Genomic DNA, 18,799 nt, shown 5'->3' on the forward strand with positions numbered 1-18,799 from the left:
CCTTTCTTCGTTTGAACCTGTATGCAATGTAACTACTATTTAACTCCTAACGTTAGTAAGGAATCTCCTGCTTGAATCTTTTCTACTTCAGTTTTTTTAATGCTATATTTATCATAATTTGTAACAACAACTGGTGTTGTCACAATATAACCCGCCTTTTGAATTTCAGCTATATTAAATTCAATAAGTAATTGCCCTTTTTCTACTCTCACTCCTTGTTCAATATGAGAAGAGAAAAATTCGCCATTTAATTTCACAGTATCCATACCAATATGGATTAAAATTTCAGCACCTGAATCCGCCGTAATTCCTACTGCATGATTCGTTGGGAAAAGTGCAGAAATCGTACCTGATATTGGTGAAAATAACTTTCCTTCTGAAGGCTCAATTGCAACCCCTTCACCTAATGCACCTGATGCAAATGCAGCATCATCAATATGTTGGAGTGGCTTAACTACACCATGAAAAGGACTAAAGATTACTTCATCATCGTTTGATGCAGCAATTTTATCAATTGTTTCAGCTGTTTCTGTAGATGTTTTCTTTTTAGTAAAACCAAATAAATAAGTAAGAACAAAACCTAATATTAAGGAAACAACCATCGCAATAATTGCGCCCCAAAATCCAGCCGTGATACCTTCTTTCGGACTAATAAATGTTGGAAGCGCAAATATCCCAAGACCACCTGTCATATAAGCTTGCGTACCGAATACGCCAAGTATTCCGCCGCCAATTCCTCCAGCAATACAGCTCATAATAAATGGCCTTTTAAGAGGAAGTGTAATACCATAAATCGCCGGCTCTGTAACTCCGAAAATACCTGAAATAAAAGCTGGAATACTTAGCGTTTTTATTTTCTGGTCTTTCGTTTTCATCCAAACTCCAAGAACAGCCCCAATTTGAGCAAATGAAGTAGCGAATATGAGCGCTAATATAGGATCAATACCGTGCACTGCTAAATTATTATAGCCAATCGGGACAATTCCCCAATGAAGTCCGAAAATAACGAGCACTTGCCAGAAAGCACCAAGTACTATCCCTGCTACTAATGGACTTAAATTATAAACCCAAAGTGTAGCCTGTCCTAAAAATTGACCTGCCCACGTCGCAATCGGGCCAATCACAAGAAATGTAACTGGTACAACGATAAGTAATGTGAAAAATGGTACTACAAATGTTTTAACAACATCTGGAATTACTTTCTTTAAAGTTCTTTCTACTTTCGATCCAAAATAAGTAGCGAGAATAATTGGAATAACTGATGACGCATAATTCATTAAAATAACTGGTATTCCTAAAAACGTAATATGAATTGGTGATTCAAACATCGTTCCAGCAAATAGCGTATATAATGGCTCACTTGCTTTTAAACCTGATAAAGCCGGATAAACTAAAGCTCCTCCAATCGCCATACCAATGAATGGTGATCCCCCGAATTTCTTACTTGCTGTATATCCAAGGAAGATCGGGAAGAAATAAAATAACGAATCGCCAACTGCATTTAATATTTGATACGTTCCTGACTGTGTACTTAACCAGCCTAACGCTACAAATAATGCATTAAATCCTTTAATCATCCCAGTTGCAGCTAACACTCCTAAAATAGGAGTGAAAATGCTAGAAAGAATATCTATAAGACTACTCTTTTTCTTCTCACTCTCATTTTCTTCCTCAGCTTCTTGAAACCCTCCAGCAGCAATAACCGCTTTGTATACGTCAGATACATGGTTACCAATTACAACTTGATATTGCCCGCCGCTTTTCATAACAGTCACAATATCTTCCATACTTTTCAGTACTTCTGTATTTGCTTTCCCCTCATCTTTTAACTGAAATCGTAAGCGAGTTATACAATGTACAACGCTATGTATATTTTCTCTCCCGCCAACATTCTTCAGTATGTCTTTTGCTAATTTTTCATACTTCATAGTAACTTTCCCTCCCTACAATCATCCTATTTATCATTTTTATAAAAGAAAAAACCTAAACTAACCATAACGGCGTGATACATACGAATCACTTCATTAAAAGTCAATTTAGGTTTTGCCTGCCAAACAGTAACAATCCCGTCTATTCAATTACATAGTTCATTACGCTTCGTTACACGATGAATGTGCAACGTTACATACACTTTTTCATCTTTTGAAAGATGACTATTATGTGCTTTTCGTAAGTATGCTTCTATTTTTTCTGTACAACTATATGCTTCATGATACTTACTTCTCACTTGCTCATATAAAAAATCATCTTCGGCCGAATTCAATTCCTTCTGCATTAAACGCTGCGCAAAATATCGTAAATGCGTTACAAAACGACTATAATTAAATGAACTTTCATCTAAGTTCATCTTATAGTGGTACTTTACAACATTTAAAATATCTTGGACGATTTTCGTCATCGCCACCGTTTGCTGCATCGCCGGCTCTCCTTGCTGCGCATTAACGAAATGTAGTGCAATTGACCCTGCTTCATCTTCAGAAAGTCTAAACCCAGTCTCTTCTTCAATCATATTCAAAGCTTGTAGACCAATTTCAAACTCTTTCTGATAAAACCTCTTAATCTCCCAAAGCAAAGTATTTTTAAGATCCATTCCTTCTTTATGCCGAGTTAAGGCGAAACTTAAGTGATCCGTTAATGTAAGATAAATATAATCACTTAAAGTCCCCGGCAAAACTGTCTTAGCAAACTGAATAATTCTCTCTGTAATCTCTAAATTTTCTACAGGAATTTCAGTTAGCAACCTAGCAAGTTTCTCTGATAATTCTTTTGTCTCTAACACAAAGGTTTTTTCTACCTTAGATTCATCAATAGTATCGCCAACTTTTTTCTGAAATCCCAAACCTCTGCCCATCAGTACAACTTCTGTCTCATTATCCTTCATCGTACAAATAACATTGTTATTTAAGATTTTATGGATTCTCATATTGTTCCGCCTTCTTTTTCTACTAATATCACAAAAGGGTAATAAAAAAACCTAAACTGATTCCAAAAAACTACATATGTAGCCTCCTTGGATCAATTTAGGTTTTGCCTGCCGAACAGTAACAATCCTTGTAATTATTAACTTACCTTTATTATACACAAGAGGTAAGCGTTTGCAATGATAAATTATTGAAATTTTTTTTACAAAGGAAAACATGCCTAATCATTTTTCAATCCCTCATTAAATTCCATATAGACCCATTACTGGTTAAAATGTTATAATTAAATCACCCTACATAGTTACTCATATTCCGATTGAGGAACTAGCGTCTTATTAAGCAATGCGCATAACTCAAATAAAAAAGACACTTGAAAGTGTCTTTTTTATTTATTTTCATAGGAATTATTTCTTTTATAAACAAAATCTATTCAACAACAAAGGAGACTATCAAATGGTGAATACTGTATCAAGAGAACTACGTAACATACGTATATACCTTATCATCTTAATCATTGTCATTGCTTTTTGGGACCGTGAGAAACCTGTGGAGATCACTGATCACGGTAGCGATCCTATCTTAAACACCAGTAATATGACCCAAGTTGGCGATAATACATTTGCCTATAAAATTGAAGAAATTTTATTTACTGGATACGAAAATGAAGAAGAACTTTCCTTACGAAAAGAACTCATATGAATTTTTAAAGAGGATGCAAAGATGCATCCTCTTTAATTTATCTTCCGTCCGAAAAATGTAAAAACAAAAACATCTTTTGTCCATTTTCCTTTCCCATACATATAAAATACAAATCCACTAATACTAGTTAGTATAATAAGTACAGCGAAATATATCCAATTTCTGTTATTACCATTCTTTAAGCTATCTATAATTTGCTCCTTAGTATTTCCAATATAAACAAATTCCCCATATCTACTAGGTAATTCTTTTATTACTTTTCCATCTACCGATCCAAGTACAACTACATTTTCTTTATTTTCTACTGCTCTAAATGAATAAAAGCGTTTTTTTCCATCTGCTAACTTTGTTACCCCCTATTTAAGTAAACGTCAAGTAACGCCGAATCTAAACGCTCATTTGTATTTTGCTCTTCCATTTCAGATGATAATGTTTTTAGCCAGTAATATAGCCGATGAACTGGTAAGTTTTGTTTTCAGCACCAAAAATCTTTTGATAATCCACTGTTTTTATAGTCCTGAATATACGTTTCCCACTCTTTATTTAATAGGTTTCTTTTCATAAGAAAACCTTTACATGTAGCATGTAAAGAGAAATAATAGACAACAAAAATATATATAAAAAATCTTATAATTAATATATATGCATTATTTCATAAAAATTCTTTATTATTACATGCTATACTAAAACAGGAGTCGACAATCGTTATTTTCTTCTTATTTTTAAAGCAATATGGATATATCTTCTTAACTTCATTTGGATTGTACAAGCAAAAGAAGACATCTTAATTGATGTCTTCTTTTCTTATACTTTTATGAATTCTTTTGAGAAGATGCTCTCCAATCACGAAAAGATGTTGGGCGTCCAGAATTAGCTCTTTTCTTTGAATCAGCTGGTTTTTCTTCAAGAGCATTCGGTTTTTCTTCAAGAATGGTCAATGCTGTTTGCATTTTCTCCAGCTGTTCTCTTAAAGCTTGCTGTTCAATCTTTAAATCCGTAAGTAAACGTAATATCATCTCAGAATTAGCCATAACGATCTCCTTTCCCCAAATACACAGAATAAAATACCATATGTAATAAGCGTAATACTCGTGACAAAAATAAGTTCGTCAACTCTCTTAAAATACCGAGTACTTTTATTTTTTCAAAAGGACCTGCTCAAGTTTATCCGTAAAAACATAAAGTGAAATAAATCCATTAATATATGGACTTTATGGAAGGAGGAGTTAATATGGGCTATGGTGGTAGTTGTGGTGGAGGCTGTGGTTTTGGCGGTGGATTCGCCTTACTTGTTGTGCTCTTTATTTTATTAATCATCGTTGGAGCTAGCTGTTGGGGCGGCGGAATAGGCTGCTAATAAGAGGCACTCTTGAGAGTGTCTTTTTTTTATTTCTCAATATACGGCTAACATATATGTGTTACTATCAAAGTGCGAGATTCCCTAAGCGTAATATAGTAGTTTACCAACTATGAAAGCCACTGTCACAAGAAAACAGTAGGCTTTTATTTTGTTATTTAACAAGATTAGAACAGGTATTATCATTTCCCCTCAGTAACATTTTTAAATTGACATAGCACTTCATGCACCATATACTGTTAACAACAGTATACTGTAATTAACAGTATATATTCCAATTCATTCTAGGAGGTATATTCATGAAACATACAGGAAGACATACAGGTGCATTTCTTTTGTTATTTTTAGCAGAAGGTGATAACTATGGCGGGCAATTACTTCAGAAATGTGAAGAAGAACTTCCGGTCAATCCAATCGATAGTGCCATCCTTTACCGCACGCTGAAGAAATTAGAAAACGAAGGTGCTATTGAATCTTATGTAAGTACATCAGTTCCAGATAAGCCGAGAAAGATGTACAAAATTACTACAGCCGGAAAAGAACAATTAGCAGATTTTCAAATGGATATTGAGGAAAAAATGAAAAACTTATCATTTTTCTTAGACAAATATAAAGACTTAAAGGAATCTAATCATGATTAATGGCGCTATCCTTTACACTTTGGCCATTATTCTTACGGGGATTTCTTTTATGAAGGATCGTAATAAAACGAAAGCTGCCCTGTTAAAATCATGGAAAATATTTCAAAACCTTCTCCCTGCCATGCTCTCCATTATGCTTTTCGTTGGCTTATCGCTTTCTATATTAACACCGTCCTTCATCTCTTCCATCATTGGAGAACAGTCTGGATTTTTAGGTATTATTTATTCAGCAATACTCGGCTCTGTGGCACTTATCCCTAGCTTTGTCGTCTTTCCTCTTGGTAATACGTTAGTAGAGCACGGCGCAGGCCTTCCTCAAGTTGCGGCACTTATGTCTACACTCATGTCAGTAGGAATTACAACCTTGCCGATGGAACAAAAGATATTCGGACGAAGCTTCGCTTACGCTCGTAATGCATCTGCATTACTCATGTCACTTCTATTCTCATATATTATTTGGGTGGTGATGGTATGAATGAACTAAAAAGATATCGCTTCTTTTTCATATTACTGCTTGGGCTCCTCTTATTAACTTTTATAAACCAATCTTTAGGATGGAGCGCATTACAATTAACGGGGAATAGCATTTTAGATATGTTGTTTCTACTCCCCCCTGTCCTAATATTTGTAGGGTTACTTGATCAGTGGGTGAAGAAAGAAACACTAATGAAATATATGGGAGAAAAGTCCGGCATATATGGAATCTTATTCTCCCTATTATTAGGCGGAATTGCAGCTGGTCCCCTCTATGTTGCCTTTCCAATTGCAGCACTACTATTAAAAAAAGGCGCAAGTATTAGATACATCGTATTTTTCTTAGGCGTTTGGACAACTGCGAAATTACCAATTATGGTGTATGAATTTTCTTCATTTGGAGCGACATTTACACTTATTCATATTTGTTTCGGCTTAGTATTCTTCTATGTAATGGGTCTTATTTTTGAGAAGTTTTATGACCAGGGACAGTTGTTACAGTATGATGTTACGGAGGAAATGTAAAAAGACATCTTTAATCGTAAAGATGTCTTTTTTATATGAATCTTAATTCTCGTTCTGTAAAACCCCCGCTGCCTTTACTCCCTCTTTCTCTTCTTTTAAGAACAAAGATACGATAAAAGCAATAATGATAAAGATTAACCCAAGTGTAAATGCACCTTGGAAGCCGGATGTTAAACCGTTTAACTTCTCTACTGGATCCATTGGATTTGCGGAGCTTTCCATATACTTAGTTGTTCCTGAAGACATTTTCGAAATAAATATAGCCGTACCAATTGCGCCAGCTACTTGCTGTAACGTATTAAACAGCGCTGTTCCGTGCGGATATAGATCTGGTGTTAATTGATTTAACCCATATGTTTGTGCTGTCATTACAAACATGAGTCCGACCATTAATACGCTATGCATGACAATAATTTGTACCATTGATGTGTCAGGAGTAATGCCTTTAAATAAGAACATTGCAATCCCTACTAACACAATACCGGGAACAATAACAACTTTCGGACTAAATTTATCAAATAGTTTACCTGCGATTGGTCCCATTATGGCGCTAATAATACTTCCTGGAAGCATTATTAGTCCTGATTTAAAGGCTGTAACGAGTAAAACTGTTTGCAGAAACATCGGTAATAAAGTCATCGTTGAAAATAAGGACATCATAACAATGACGATTAATCCAACTGATATTGTAAACATCGGAACCTTAAATGCACGTAATTCTAAAATTGGATTCTCAATTTTTAATTGTCGAACGACAAAAATACATAGTGATATAAGCCCAACAATTAAGGCGCCATACACTTTGGCATCCGACCATCCTAAATCACCGGATGCACTAAAGCTATACACAATCCCGCCGAAGCCTAATGTTGATAAAAGAATAGATGGATAATCTACTTTTGGCCTTGTTAACTCTGAAACATTTTGAATGTACTTCATTCCAATTACAATGGAAATAATTACGATCGGAACGACAAAGTAGAATAACCAGCGCCAATTCAGTGAATCAACAATTACTCCAGATAATGTAGGACCAATTGCTGGGGCTGACATCATAACGAGTGCGATTAACCCCATTGTCGCACCACGTTTTTCAGGCGGACAAATAATTAAAATCGTATTCATTAATAACGGTGAAATTAACCCCGTCGCTATTGCTTGGACAATACGGCCGACTAACAAAACGGCAAATGTCGGTGCGAATCCCGCAATTAATGTACCGACTAAAAATGTTACCATCGCGATCAAAAACATTTGTCTCGTTGTGATCCATTGCTGAAGTAACGCTGTAATTGGGACCAAAACCCCAACCACCAACATGTAAGCTGTAGAAAGCCATTGAATAGTTGAAGCTGTTACGTCAAATTCTTTCATTAATACCGTTAACGCATTACCCAGTAACGTTTCATTTAATAATGCAACCATTGCCCCTAAAAGTAATGCAATTAAAATCGGGGTATGTTTCATATTAGAAGTATCAACTTTGCCACTTGTAGGGCTCTTAGTTGTCATATTCATGTATTGATTCTCCTCCTGTTTTTTTACTTAAAAAGCTTTAAATACACCGGAACACATGTAATATAATATACATATGTAGATTAAAAAGGGAGAATCAATTTAAAGCCATTGTATATTTAATCTACAAAAAAGGAGAATTGTAGATGAACGATAGTGAAAAACAGCTTGATTTACGTATTAGACGTACACATAAATTACTATGGGATTCCTTATTTGAATTAATGACGCAATCAAAACAGAAATATAGTTCTATCACCATTAACCAAATATGTGATCGCGCGATGGTACACCGAACAACCTTTTATAAACATTTTGAAGATAAAGATGCTTTATTAGCATTTGGGTTTAAACGATATGGCGAGATGATTACTGAAATACCGATTTCAGATCGATTAAGTAAGCCATTTCAAGTAATGGAACAATTCCTACATCATGAAGAAATCGGTAAAATATTAGAGACGCAAATGTCTGATGAACAATTTAATAGCCGCATACATTATTTAAGTCACGAAACAAGAAAACAAGAAACAGAAGCGTTAAATCAACTTTGCAAAAACCATACGATGCCAAATGATTTAATCATTGAATTTTATTCAGGAGTAATTACCTCATTAAGCACATGGTGGTTTCAAAATGAAAGAAAAGTTTCTGCGGCAGAAATGGATAGGCATTTCCATCAACTTATTAATCGGGATATTTTTCAGTTTGAAAAGGAGTAGTATTACAACTTTTAGATCATGTAATCAAATTGACCCAAAAGTAGACATATGATATATTTTCAGTAGAATACTATATAAGTGTGACATCGAATGAAATTGCATATAATAAAAAGAAGAGATGCGCTAACATCTCTTCCCTAACTGCTACCGTATAGGGTGGTGGTTATTATAAGTTATTTCTTTTTACGAAACCCACCCTTCTGCTTCCTACGGCGCGGAGTGGGTTTTTTGTTGTCCTTATCCAGAAGTTGCTTCCGCAAAAAATACGCTGAAACTTCACGTACAGTCGCTTTCACAAACTCTTTTACAAGTTCAAACAAAAACTCCATATTATCACCTCCTTTCCTTCCAAATAGAAAGAAGGGATAACCACCCACCCTCACAATATGCAGTTAAATATATTTTACCAAACGGTTGTTAAGATATTATGTAAACAAAACAAATGAAATTTTACATAGAAAAAAGCCCTTCTGAAATGGGCTTTTTTTCTATATACTATTACTTACCAATCTTATTCAAATCCGAACTTTCAACGATTGAATGAGAATATCCATCTTTCCCAACTCGCACCATAGCTCTTCCCAATTGCTCAGAAGTTATAACACTGCCGAATCGCTTCAATAGTGGATTAAAAGGCTTCATCACATCGTACATCAATTGGTACAATTTCGTTTTTGATTTCACACTATTTGCCGGAATGATTAATCCTGGTCTAAACATATACACAGATTTGAAAGGTAAACGTAACAATTCATTTTCCGTTCGTCTCTTCACTCTTGCCCACATTGTACGTCCTGATTCCGTACTATCTGTGCCGCTACCAGATACGTAAATGAATGTCATTTTCGGATTTAACTCCGCTAATGTTTTCGCGGCAGATAACATTAAGTCATGCGTAACTATAGAATTAAACGTCGATAAATTTTTGTTCCAAATATTCAGAATTAATATTAAAATAAACAATGGGGATAGGGGTATGGGATCATAAATTATACATAACGAGGGAATAGAAATGAAAATTCAATTAAAAGCTGATTTAATGCTACTACTAGTTACATTTTTTTGGGGTGCATCCATCCTACTTACAAAGGTTGGTCTTGATGACATAGAAGAATATAATTTAATCGCATTGCGATTTATTATTGCCTTTCTTTTATCAGGTTTAATATTTTACAAACATTTATTCAAAGTCGATTTAAAAACTGTAAAATATGCTTTTATACTAGCTTCCGTTTTATTTATCGTCTATATTTTCGCGACTTTCGGTACAAAGTATACAAGCGTGTCTAATGCCGGTTTCTTACTATGTCTCACAGTCATTTTCATTCCGATATTATCAGCTATATTTTTAAAACACATTCCTGAAAAGAAAGTTATATTAGGAATTGTGTTAACGATAATAGGAATCGGATTACTAACATTAACTAGTGAATTCAAGATCGGTAACGGCGATATATTTTGCATACTGTCTGCCTTATTTTATGCGATTCACGTCATCATTACTGGAAGCGTAACAAAACATGTGAATTCAATTGCACTTGGAGTAATACAACTAGGTTTTGTCGGCCTATTTAGTCTTCTTTTTTCATTAGTGATGGAAACTCCAAAACTTCCTAGCACTATCGACTCCTGGCTAATAATCTTAGCCTTAAGCATATTTTGCACCGCAGTCGCATTCATTGTGCAAGTTATCGCCCAGCAATACACTACACCCACACATACGGGTCTTATCTTTTCATTAGAACCTGTCTTTTCAGCAGGATTTGCCTTCTTCTTCACGGGTGAAACTCTCACAGGGAAAGGATACTTAGGGGCGACACTTATATTAGTAAGTGTATTGATTGCTGAGGTGGATTTTAAGGGGTTGTTGCGGGTTAATTATAAGAAGAATGTGGAGTAAGTATTTTATTAAGATAGTTAAACATACCCCGAAAATAGTCGTTTGTATTATTTTCATTCTCTTAGCTTAAATTTTCTTTTAAATGACCTTTTTTTAGATGCTATCTTCGAATGAGGTAGCATCTAAAAAATGTTGAAAATTACTTAATGAATATAATCATAAAGATTTTTCGCTAACAATAAACAAGTTACTGTAATGAAAAGGGCACGAACATAACCACTTCCTTTTTTTATAGCAAATTTGGAGCCAACAATCCCTCCAGCAATTTGAGCAATCCCCATTATAAAACCATACGCATAATTCACTTGCCCTACATACATAAACATCAACAATGCACCAACATTACTTCCTAAATTAAGAAGCTTCGCATTACCTGCTGCTTTTAAAAAATCATACCCAATAAATAAAAGAGAAAACATTAAAAACGAACCTGTTCCAGGACCTAGAAATCCATCATAAAAACCAATAGCAAAAACAAAGAAAGTAAAAATAATGACGTGTCGACCAGACAATTTCTTATGAGTGGAAATACTACCCCAATCCTTTTTAAATATCGTATAAATAGCGACCGCACCAAGCATGATCAGCATCAATGGCTTCAGTAGTTCTGGGTTCATTAAATGAACGGTCCATGCCCCTATTATGGAACCTATGAAAGTGAGTGGAACTAATTTAAACGCCGATTTCAAATCAAGATTACCAGAACGATAAAACACAATATTACTAGTTGCACACCCCATTGTCGACGCTAGTTTATTCGTAGCTACTGCACTTGCTGGATTCAATCCTGTAAATAATAAAGCAGGTAAGGCAATGAGTCCACCACCACCTACAACTGAATCAATAAATGCAGCTAAAAATCCAAAAGCAATCAAAATAATTAATACGGATGGGTCTAAATAAAAATCCATATTGTTAACCTCCCCTTTAGTCACTATCCGAATAGTAACTAATAATTTGCTAAATGTAAACAGTTATTGTAACGTTAAAATATAAAAGCAAACATCGGAGGACGAAAAAAGTGGACTACATAGTGCAACAGCTAAAAAAAATTGGTTTCAATGAATATGAAGCTAAATCTTATGTATCTCTTGTTAAACAGGGGCCTGTCACAGCCTACCAAGTAAGTAAGGATTCAGGTGTCCCAAGAGCGCGAATTTATGAGATTTTAGGTAACCTTGTAGAAAAAGGAATTGTCATGAAGGAAGAAATAAATGACACCACTCGCTATTCACCTCTACCTGTTGAAATCTTTTTACAGAAGGCTCAATCAGAATGGCAGTCTACTTATGAAGGAATCAGTGATTCATTAAAAAAACTAGAAACTTCCGAGGAAAAAATGGATAATCGAGTGATTACTTTAAAAGACAATAAAACAATCATTAGCTATTGTCAGGCATTAATAAAAAAAGCAGAACGACGTATTATCATTTCAATGTGGGATGAGATGTATGAAGCGTTAAAAGAAGATCTATCTGAAGTAGCTGATAAAGTTACAATACAAGGTATTACCCTACATGTTGAAAATCCCATTAAAAATCTAGAAACCCACCGTATAACACCTTATACCGAAACCCGGTCTACAGAACATTGGTTTATTTTGTCGATAGATTCTAAAGAGATGATTTATGGACCATCACTTGAAGAGCGTAATATTGCTTTTTATACAGATGACCCCGTTCATATATACCTATTAGAGGATTACGTATGGCATGATGTTTTAGTAAATCGACTTGTCCGACGTAGCCAAGATGATTTGCAGCAATGGATTACTACAGAACGAAAATCCTTCTTTATGGAAAAATAAGAAACATATTCAAAGAATCAAAAAATAAAGCATAAGTGAATGAAATAGAACACTTATGCTTTATTTTATTTACAAAGTGATACTCCAGTCTTTTAACTATTCCCCTCCACAAACCGCCCAAACTCCTTCAAAAATCTCAGCTTAAAACTCCCCACAGGTCCATTCCGATGCTTCGCCACATGAATCTCCGTCATCTCTTTCTGCATCGTTTCCTTATTATAATAATCCTCACGATACATAAGCATAATGACATCCGCATCTTGCTCAATTTGTCCCGTCTCTCTTAAATCAGACAAAAGTGGTCGCTTATCTTGACGTGACTCTACGGAACGAGACAATTGCGATAACGCCACTATACAAACATTTAAATCACGCGCTAACAACTTAAGCTTACGTGAAATTTCACTAATCTCTTGAAATCGATTGCCCTTATGCTTCGGATCGCCCGTAATGAGCTGCAAATAATCTACAATAACTAAAAGCTTTTTATCACTGTGCTTCCTCTTTAACTTACGAGTTTGCATCCAAATATCTTGCACCCTAACACCTGCATTATCGTAAATCTCAAGTGGTAATTCCCCGATCTCCGCAAACGCCTTACTCACCTTTTCCCAGTCTTCCATCGCAAAACGGTGCTTCGGATTTTTCAGCCTGCCTCCTGACACTTCACCCGCGCAAGACGCCAGCCTTTTTAACAATTGCTTACTACTCATCTCTAATGAAAACAGCCCAACTGCCGCTCCAGACTTCGCCGCATGCAGCGCGATATTTAACGCAAACGCAGTTTTCCCCATAGAAGGACGTGCACCAAGAACGACAAAATCACCTTCCTGCAATCCGCACGTCATTTTATTTAACGATGTATAACCAGTCTCAATACCAGTATTCTCTTTCGCATCTTGATGAAGCTCCTCATACAACCCAACTAACGCATCCTTCAAATCAAACTCACATACACAGTCCTTTTCCTCTAACTCACAAAGTTCCGTAATCGTCTCACCAATAATTTTCTCATTCTTCTCCGCAATAAGACGCTCTCCCATCTTGTGTCCAAGAACACCAGCCTGATACATCTTCCAGGCACCTCGAACAAGCCCCTCATAATAAGAGAAGTTGCTAGTCGCAGGCACACCATCCATTAACCCTATAAAATACTCCATTCCTCCGATCCCCTTCAAAAAATTCGGATCTACTCTAGAAATGAGCGTCACAAGATCAATCGGTTGCCCCTCTTCTTCCATTTTTCGCATTAACTGAAATATAGACTTATGCACTGGCATAGAAAAATACTGCTCCGTCAAACGGCACTCCTTAATAAGCTCTCCATCAAGTAACAGAGAACCTAACACCGTCTTTTCCGCCTCCACATTTTGAATACTCATGGCCGCCACCCGCGCTCCGCTAAAAAGCGCTGCAACTCTTCCTCAGACGGCGCATTCTTCTCCCACTCCTCACACCTCGCCAAAAACTCCTCCGTCTCCCCCGTACTAACAGACGAATCCTTATTCCTAAAGCTCGCCGTATCCGCCTCAACCTCAGAAACTTTTGTAAATCCTTTCCCGTGCCACCCTCTCAAAATGCCCTTCACATAAGCAACCGTCCGCTTATTATTCTCAAACGCAATTTGAAGAGCCTTCAGCACAAGCTCCTCTGACAAATCTTCCATCCACGCACTCAGTTCCTCTACAGTATGAGGAGACAAACTACCAAAATGTTGCTCATAAAAAGAAAACACGCGACTCCCCGTCTCTTCCTCTATAACCTCTTCTTCCTCTGCCTCCTCACAAACTGGCTCAACATCATCCACAGCTAAATCACTCGGCATACCGAAATGTGCTAAAAGCATCGGAACATTCAGCTCCTCCTCAGCGCACTTCTGAAGAAACATATGTACAAACTCCTTATTCTTCACACCCTTAAGTTCACGAAGCACACACTTCTCCACATTCGTATTCGTCACCGGATTATAACGAAGCCAATTTAAAACGAATAACTCTCGTGTATCCGCATCATAAAGAATCTTCCCATAATCAATGAAACGCTGCACAAGCTTATCAACAGTCTCCCGATTATAACCCGTCTCCATCTCAGCTAACCGCTTCGGGAAAGGAAAAATACCACACTGCGTCGTCTTCGAACAAGTTAATAAGTAAACATAAAAATACCGCTCCTCTGGCGTCAAATCCAAAACAAAATCATCCTGCCAAAAATTCACCTGCACATTACGATACACCGCCATCAAAGTTCCTCCCGTCTCCATTCAAAAATGAAAATTCCTCTTTGTACTATATATAGGAAGGAGGGCCCGGTTTTTGGCGTGTTATTTCAAAATTTTTTTGACTACTACTACTACGGTGTTTGTTGGCGTTTTTGTTTTGTTGTGTTTTTTCTTAGTGATTTATTACTTGATAGGGGCTTGTAAGGGGTATGGAAGGGGCTTATGAGGGCTAATTATCGGTTACTTTGATTAGGAAAACTCGATTTGAGAAGCCGCCTCTTTCTTTTGCTTTCTTTTTACGGATGTTGTTGATTTCTTCTAGTGTTGTGCCTTCGAGTTCGGCTAGGGCGTTTATTAGTTCTAATAGGTCGGATAGTTCTTCTAGTTTGTGGGGTTTTGTTTTTGCTTCGATGTATTCCGTTAGTTCTTCTTGTGTTTTCTTGCAGATTTCTTTTATGTATTCGTCTTCGGATAGAATTCTTGTTGTGGGTGTTTTTCCGTTGGTTTTTATTATTTGTGGGATTTTTTTCGGATTAGTTTGTTGTAGGTTGGCATGGGGGTTTCCCTCCGTTTGGTTTTTCTTCTATAAATTATTTAATTAATTTGTCAGATAATACAAATTGAAATTCATCAAATGAACTACCTGTAAAAATACTTATAAAGGTAAAAAAACAGAAGAATTTATCTTACGATGATACTCAATGAAAAAAGGATAAAATATGATATCGAGAATAGTTTTTAGGCTTAATAAAATAGAAGGACAGCTTCCCTATTTTATTACTAATGGGGAAACTGTCTACTTACAGGCTATATTTTATTCATCGCTTCTTTTATATACTGTTCTTCCTCACTCGTAAAAAGAGCGGGGAATTCGCCCATGGGATTTTAGATTGTTTGATTATATCCTCTATATCACCTTGAGGGGTATCAAGATAATTCGTTATCTCTTCTATTAAATTGAAAAATCCCTTCAAAGTAACTTGAACATCATGATGACTCGGATCCTTCTCCTCTTCCTTATATCTTTTCAACTTCCCTATCACATCCATAAAACGCTGATCAAACTTTTCTTTTAATTCCTTACTGTTATAAAACACTTGAACACTCTCATTTGATAAGTGTTCCCTTAACCATTCTTTATTTTCTTTTTCCCATATAAAAGTTTGAAGAAACGAAGAAAACAAAGCGATATCCACTCTTTCTTCCTTTTGAAACTTCTTCGTCATCTCATCCATATGCGAAAGTACCTTCGCAATTCTTTCTTGCTCTGCCAAAAGCACTTCTCTTTGAAAATGCATTTGTCTTAAAAAATCTTCAGTCTCTACATCACGCTGCAATATAATATTTTGAATTTCCCCAAGCGAAAAACCGATATGCTTATATTACATTAGATGAATTTCAACAACTACAATTGGGTATGACATATGAGGAATGTATAAAACCTATTGATGGTGAAGGGAAATTAACCTCCGAAAGTTATAATTATAAAATATATGAATTTGAATCTTTATCTGGTAAAGGTATCGCACTACTAAGCTTTTATAACAATAAATTGGAATCTAAAACACAAAATGGTTTAAATTAAACAGTAATTCTCCTTAAGATTTAATGTCTTCCCACCTACAAATACAATTTCACAAAAAGTCCCTTCTTTATTATTAAGAGGGGACTTTTACACTTATATATCAATATCTAAGAGGCTATCTTATCATTCAATTAGCTCACAGAATTTAAAACAAAAATATTTGTTCAATCATTTTTTCATATCCTTCTAAAAATATTGTTACATTAATAATTTTTCATTACTCAATATAAAAATAGCAATACTCCACACCCCAAAACACAAAACTAATGTACATACGGTATCTTTTCGGCTACTATTTTCTATTTGATGTGTCATCAAATTTAAAAAATTCAGTTTGGAGTTCCATCCAATAGTTAATGTCTTTAACATCTTTAACAGTACTCACCAATTTCTTTTTAGTAAAATCTATTACATAAAAAGCATCTATCCATTCATTTACACCTTTATTCCTCATATTATTAATCTTCTGTTCAATTAACACCCCATAATCTTTTTCTCTATATTTAGAAAAAGAATTTAGTTCCTGATAATTTATCTTGTACTTTTTATAAACTAGTTTTTTTCCAGCTATATAAAAAGCCTCCTCGCCCATAACAGTATATTGTTTAAAAGCAAAATTATCTTTAAAAGGATTAGCTAGATAATTCAAGAAATTTTCTAAACTAGGTGCCTTAGAAAAATCCCACCAATGCTTTATTATAAAATTAACCCCTGTCTTGCTTAATCTATTTATATCCTGGATTAAAACAACAGGATAAGCAAAAAATCTCCAGAAATCTTCTCGAGTTAAAATGGGAACATTTTTATTTAAATGTACTCCAGAAAACTTCCCTTCATTTGTTAATAAAAATCCCTTTACCTCTTCGAAATCAGGTACATCAATATTCTTTTCTTTTTTTAATTTAGCAATAAATAAATCTTTATTTCTTTCAATAAATTTACAAATATAATCTACTTGTATAATGCCATCATATGTATAATTTAATTTTCTTAAATTACTTATACTTTCAAATTTCTTCATAGTGTGTTTGACATCAGCAATAAATAATGTTTTGTCATACATAAACATCAAATCAATCTCTATTGATAAATCTTTAAACTCTATATTCTTTGGATAGACTAAAAATTCGTTATTGTTCTTAAACAGTAACTCTTTTACTACCTTTAAATCATCTATAAGTTCAGCTTCATAAAACTTCTTATCTATGGCTTTAGGAACAATATTATTTAGCAAATATGTAAATTCAATATCTGTGCCCCAATTTAAAATCAAATATTGAGATTTATACTTTTGAACAGGATACAAGTACAAATCAACTTTCTCTATATTCGATACAAAATAGTTCTCAAGAACTTTGTAAAACTGTTCCTTTGAAATAATTTTTTTAAAATCCTTTTTGATAATTCCCTCATAATTTATCCTTAACCAAGTTGATTTAGATGTATTAATATTATCAACAAATTCGCAAATACTATCCCAGACATTATAAATATCTTGAATAGTAATACCATTTTCTATTTCATCATCTACTTTATATCCAAAATCTTTATACAGAAATTCTAAACTTGTTCTTCTGAATAATGACCGGGTAAATCGCTCACCTCTTCTATCTAAAGATATCATTCTTCGCTGTTGTCTGTTAGCCTCATATAAAATCGTCACTAAGTCGAGATTATTATCGGAGGATTCGAAAATATAACAATTTTCATTTAATGAAAAATTGTATCTTCCACTTAATAAATCAAAAAAGTTATTCTTAAACTCTATTATCAAGCCGTATTCCATTATTAGCCTTTTTACAAACTCTTCATTATTATTTCCACACCTAATTTCCTGCTTTTTCTCTAATTCTATGCTATCAGCTAATAAATTAGTGTCGTATAAAAATTGACTATATATTTCTAAACACTTTTCATTTGAATGCCTTTTATATTCTTGGAAAATCAATTGTTCAAAATAATATAGTACATTTTTTATGTCCTTTTTATTTTTACTAAGTAACTCATTTATCATTTGATTCTTATTTTCTCTTGATTTTTGATAAACTGGTAAAAAATCCCTGTATATTTTTTTTATATTTTGACAGAAATCCAACGCTTCATTAGAAAAATTAGAACAAATATATTCATCCTTTTCTATTAACTCCAAAAATTCATAGACTCTTTTGTAATCTTCTCCGAACATATCATATACGTTACTTTTTAGTACGACAAAAAAAGTTGAACCACTAATTTCGCATCCCTGTTTTAGATATATACTTGCCTTATCTATATCGGATTGTTTCAGGCTTTTTTTTAATTTTTTTAATAATTTCTCCATATTTCTAGTTAGCTGATTCTTTGACATATCTATACTCCTTCCATGTTTTTTTAAAAAATTTACTCCTCAATAATACACATTAAATTATTTTAATCAGATATAACAATTCGTTTTA

At 34.6% G+C, this 18,799-nt stretch carries 18 protein-coding genes and 2 pseudogenes; 8 read left to right on the plus strand and 12 right to left on the minus strand.

Annotated features, from left to right (window positions below; all coding sequences use genetic code 11):
- Nucleotides 1-35: 35 nt before the first annotated feature.
- Together QCI75_RS22065 and licT are read right to left on the minus strand one after the other, a co-directional pair.
- Nucleotides 36-1,928, minus strand: coding sequence for a beta-glucoside-specific PTS transporter subunit IIABC (locus tag QCI75_RS22065; RefSeq protein WP_353761174.1), 1,893 nt, complete (start codon nt 1,926-1,928; stop codon nt 36-38).
- A 146-nt stretch (nt 1,929-2,074) separates the two neighbouring features.
- A complete protein-coding gene (gene licT / locus QCI75_RS22070; protein WP_353761175.1) occupies nt 2,075-2,923 on the minus strand; it encodes a BglG family transcription antiterminator LicT in 849 nt (282 codons plus the stop codon).
- 451 nt (nt 2,924-3,374) lie between these two features.
- Here licT and QCI75_RS22075 point away from each other — a divergent pair, with 451 nt between their 5' ends.
- On the plus strand, nt 3,375-3,620 hold the full coding sequence (locus QCI75_RS22075) for a YmzC family protein (RefSeq protein ID WP_144508360.1): 246 nt from the start codon (nt 3,375-3,377) through the stop codon (nt 3,618-3,620).
- Between the two features lie 812 nt (nt 3,621-4,432).
- Here QCI75_RS22075 and QCI75_RS22080 read toward each other — a convergent pair.
- Entirely contained in the window at nt 4,433-4,651 is a 219-nt protein-coding gene (locus QCI75_RS22080; RefSeq protein WP_144508358.1) for a preprotein translocase, read from the minus strand.
- Between the two features lie 200 nt (nt 4,652-4,851).
- Here QCI75_RS22080 and QCI75_RS22085 point away from each other — a divergent pair, with 200 nt between their 5' ends.
- The 4 genes from QCI75_RS22085 to QCI75_RS22100 all read left to right on the plus strand — a co-directional run bounded on the left by QCI75_RS22085 (nt 4,852) and on the right by QCI75_RS22100 (nt 6,617).
- Nucleotides 4,852-4,977, plus strand: coding sequence for a YjcZ family sporulation protein (locus tag QCI75_RS22085; protein WP_000540378.1), 126 nt, complete (start codon nt 4,852-4,854; stop codon nt 4,975-4,977).
- Nucleotides 4,978-5,276: 299 nt separating this feature from the next.
- Nucleotides 5,277-5,618 carry a PadR family transcriptional regulator gene (locus tag QCI75_RS22090; protein ID WP_002159060.1) on the plus strand — a complete coding sequence of 114 codons (342 nt, stop codon included), beginning with the start codon at nt 5,277-5,279 and terminating at the stop codon, nt 5,616-5,618.
- On the plus strand, nt 5,611-6,093 hold the full coding sequence (locus QCI75_RS22095) for a hypothetical protein (protein WP_098778869.1): 483 nt from the start codon (nt 5,611-5,613) through the stop codon (nt 6,091-6,093). Before QCI75_RS22090 ends, QCI75_RS22095 begins: the two co-directional genes overlap by 8 nt.
- On the plus strand, nt 6,090-6,617 hold the full coding sequence (locus tag QCI75_RS22100; RefSeq protein ID WP_353761176.1) for a permease: 528 nt from the start codon (nt 6,090-6,092) through the stop codon (nt 6,615-6,617). The genes QCI75_RS22095 and QCI75_RS22100 overlap by 4 nt, the downstream gene beginning before the upstream one ends.
- 42 nt (nt 6,618-6,659) lie before the next feature.
- On the opposite strand, the gene QCI75_RS22105 is transcribed toward QCI75_RS22100, so the two are convergent.
- A complete protein-coding gene (locus tag QCI75_RS22105) occupies nt 6,660-8,135 on the minus strand; it encodes an MDR family MFS transporter (protein WP_353761178.1) in 1,476 nt (491 codons plus the stop codon).
- Between the two features lie 143 nt (nt 8,136-8,278).
- On the opposite strand from QCI75_RS22105, the gene QCI75_RS22110 reads away from it, so the two are divergent.
- Nucleotides 8,279-8,854, plus strand: a complete 576-nt coding sequence (locus QCI75_RS22110; protein ID WP_078184573.1) for a TetR/AcrR family transcriptional regulator — start codon at nt 8,279-8,281, stop codon at nt 8,852-8,854.
- 173 nt (nt 8,855-9,027) lie between these two features.
- Here the strand turns inward: QCI75_RS22110 and QCI75_RS22115 are convergent, their stop codons facing one another.
- Both QCI75_RS22115 and QCI75_RS22120 read right to left on the minus strand, forming a co-directional pair.
- Nucleotides 9,028-9,183 (minus strand): hypothetical protein, encoded by a 156-nt coding sequence (locus QCI75_RS22115; RefSeq protein WP_259416910.1) that lies wholly within the window; start codon nt 9,181-9,183, stop codon nt 9,028-9,030.
- Between the two features lie 169 nt (nt 9,184-9,352).
- Nucleotides 9,353-9,739: a Rossmann-fold NAD(P)-binding domain-containing protein gene (locus QCI75_RS22120; RefSeq protein WP_483299468.1), complete on the minus strand. Its 387-nt coding sequence runs from the start codon at nt 9,737-9,739 to the stop codon at nt 9,353-9,355.
- Nucleotides 9,740-9,866: 127 nt separating this feature from the next.
- On the opposite strand from QCI75_RS22120, the gene QCI75_RS22125 reads away from it, so the two are divergent.
- A complete protein-coding gene (locus QCI75_RS22125; protein WP_078184571.1) occupies nt 9,867-10,754 on the plus strand; it encodes a DMT family transporter in 888 nt (295 codons plus the stop codon).
- Between the two features lie 143 nt (nt 10,755-10,897).
- Here the strand turns inward: QCI75_RS22125 and QCI75_RS22130 are convergent, their stop codons facing one another.
- Nucleotides 10,898-11,665, minus strand: a complete 768-nt coding sequence (locus tag QCI75_RS22130) for a TSUP family transporter (protein ID WP_078184570.1) — start codon at nt 11,663-11,665, stop codon at nt 10,898-10,900.
- Between the two features lie 110 nt (nt 11,666-11,775).
- Between QCI75_RS22130 and QCI75_RS22135 the strand changes: the two genes are divergently transcribed.
- Nucleotides 11,776-12,561 (plus strand): TrmB family transcriptional regulator, encoded by a 786-nt coding sequence (locus tag QCI75_RS22135; protein ID WP_353761181.1) that lies wholly within the window; start codon nt 11,776-11,778, stop codon nt 12,559-12,561.
- 92 nt (nt 12,562-12,653) lie between these two features.
- Here the strand turns inward: QCI75_RS22135 and dnaB are convergent, their stop codons facing one another.
- The 5 genes and pseudogenes from dnaB to QCI75_RS22160 all read right to left on the minus strand — a co-directional run bounded on the left by dnaB (nt 12,654) and on the right by QCI75_RS22160 (nt 18,711).
- Nucleotides 12,654-13,943, minus strand: a complete 1,290-nt coding sequence (gene dnaB / locus QCI75_RS22140; protein ID WP_353761182.1) for a replicative DNA helicase — start codon at nt 13,941-13,943, stop codon at nt 12,654-12,656.
- Nucleotides 13,940-14,800 carry a DnaD domain-containing protein gene (locus QCI75_RS22145; protein WP_353761183.1) on the minus strand — a complete coding sequence of 287 codons (861 nt, stop codon included), beginning with the start codon at nt 14,798-14,800 and terminating at the stop codon, nt 13,940-13,942. The genes dnaB and QCI75_RS22145 overlap by 4 nt, the downstream gene beginning before the upstream one ends.
- A gap of 208 nt (nt 14,801-15,008) precedes the next feature.
- Nucleotides 15,009-15,334: pseudogene (locus QCI75_RS22150) on the minus strand (nucleoside triphosphate pyrophosphohydrolase).
- Nucleotides 15,335-15,586: 252 nt separating this feature from the next.
- A pseudogene (locus QCI75_RS22155) lies at nt 15,587-16,161 on the minus strand (MerR family transcriptional regulator); the annotation flags it as partial.
- Nucleotides 16,162-16,656: 495 nt separating this feature from the next.
- Nucleotides 16,657-18,711 carry a hypothetical protein gene (locus tag QCI75_RS22160; RefSeq protein ID WP_078184566.1) on the minus strand — a complete coding sequence of 685 codons (2,055 nt, stop codon included), beginning with the start codon at nt 18,709-18,711 and terminating at the stop codon, nt 16,657-16,659.
- Nucleotides 18,712-18,799 lie beyond the last annotated feature (88 nt).

The sequence above is a fragment of the Bacillus cereus group sp. RP43 genome, assembly GCF_040459645.1.
GTDB classification, from domain to species: domain Bacteria; phylum Bacillota; class Bacilli; order Bacillales; family Bacillaceae_G; genus Bacillus_A; species Bacillus_A mycoides_C.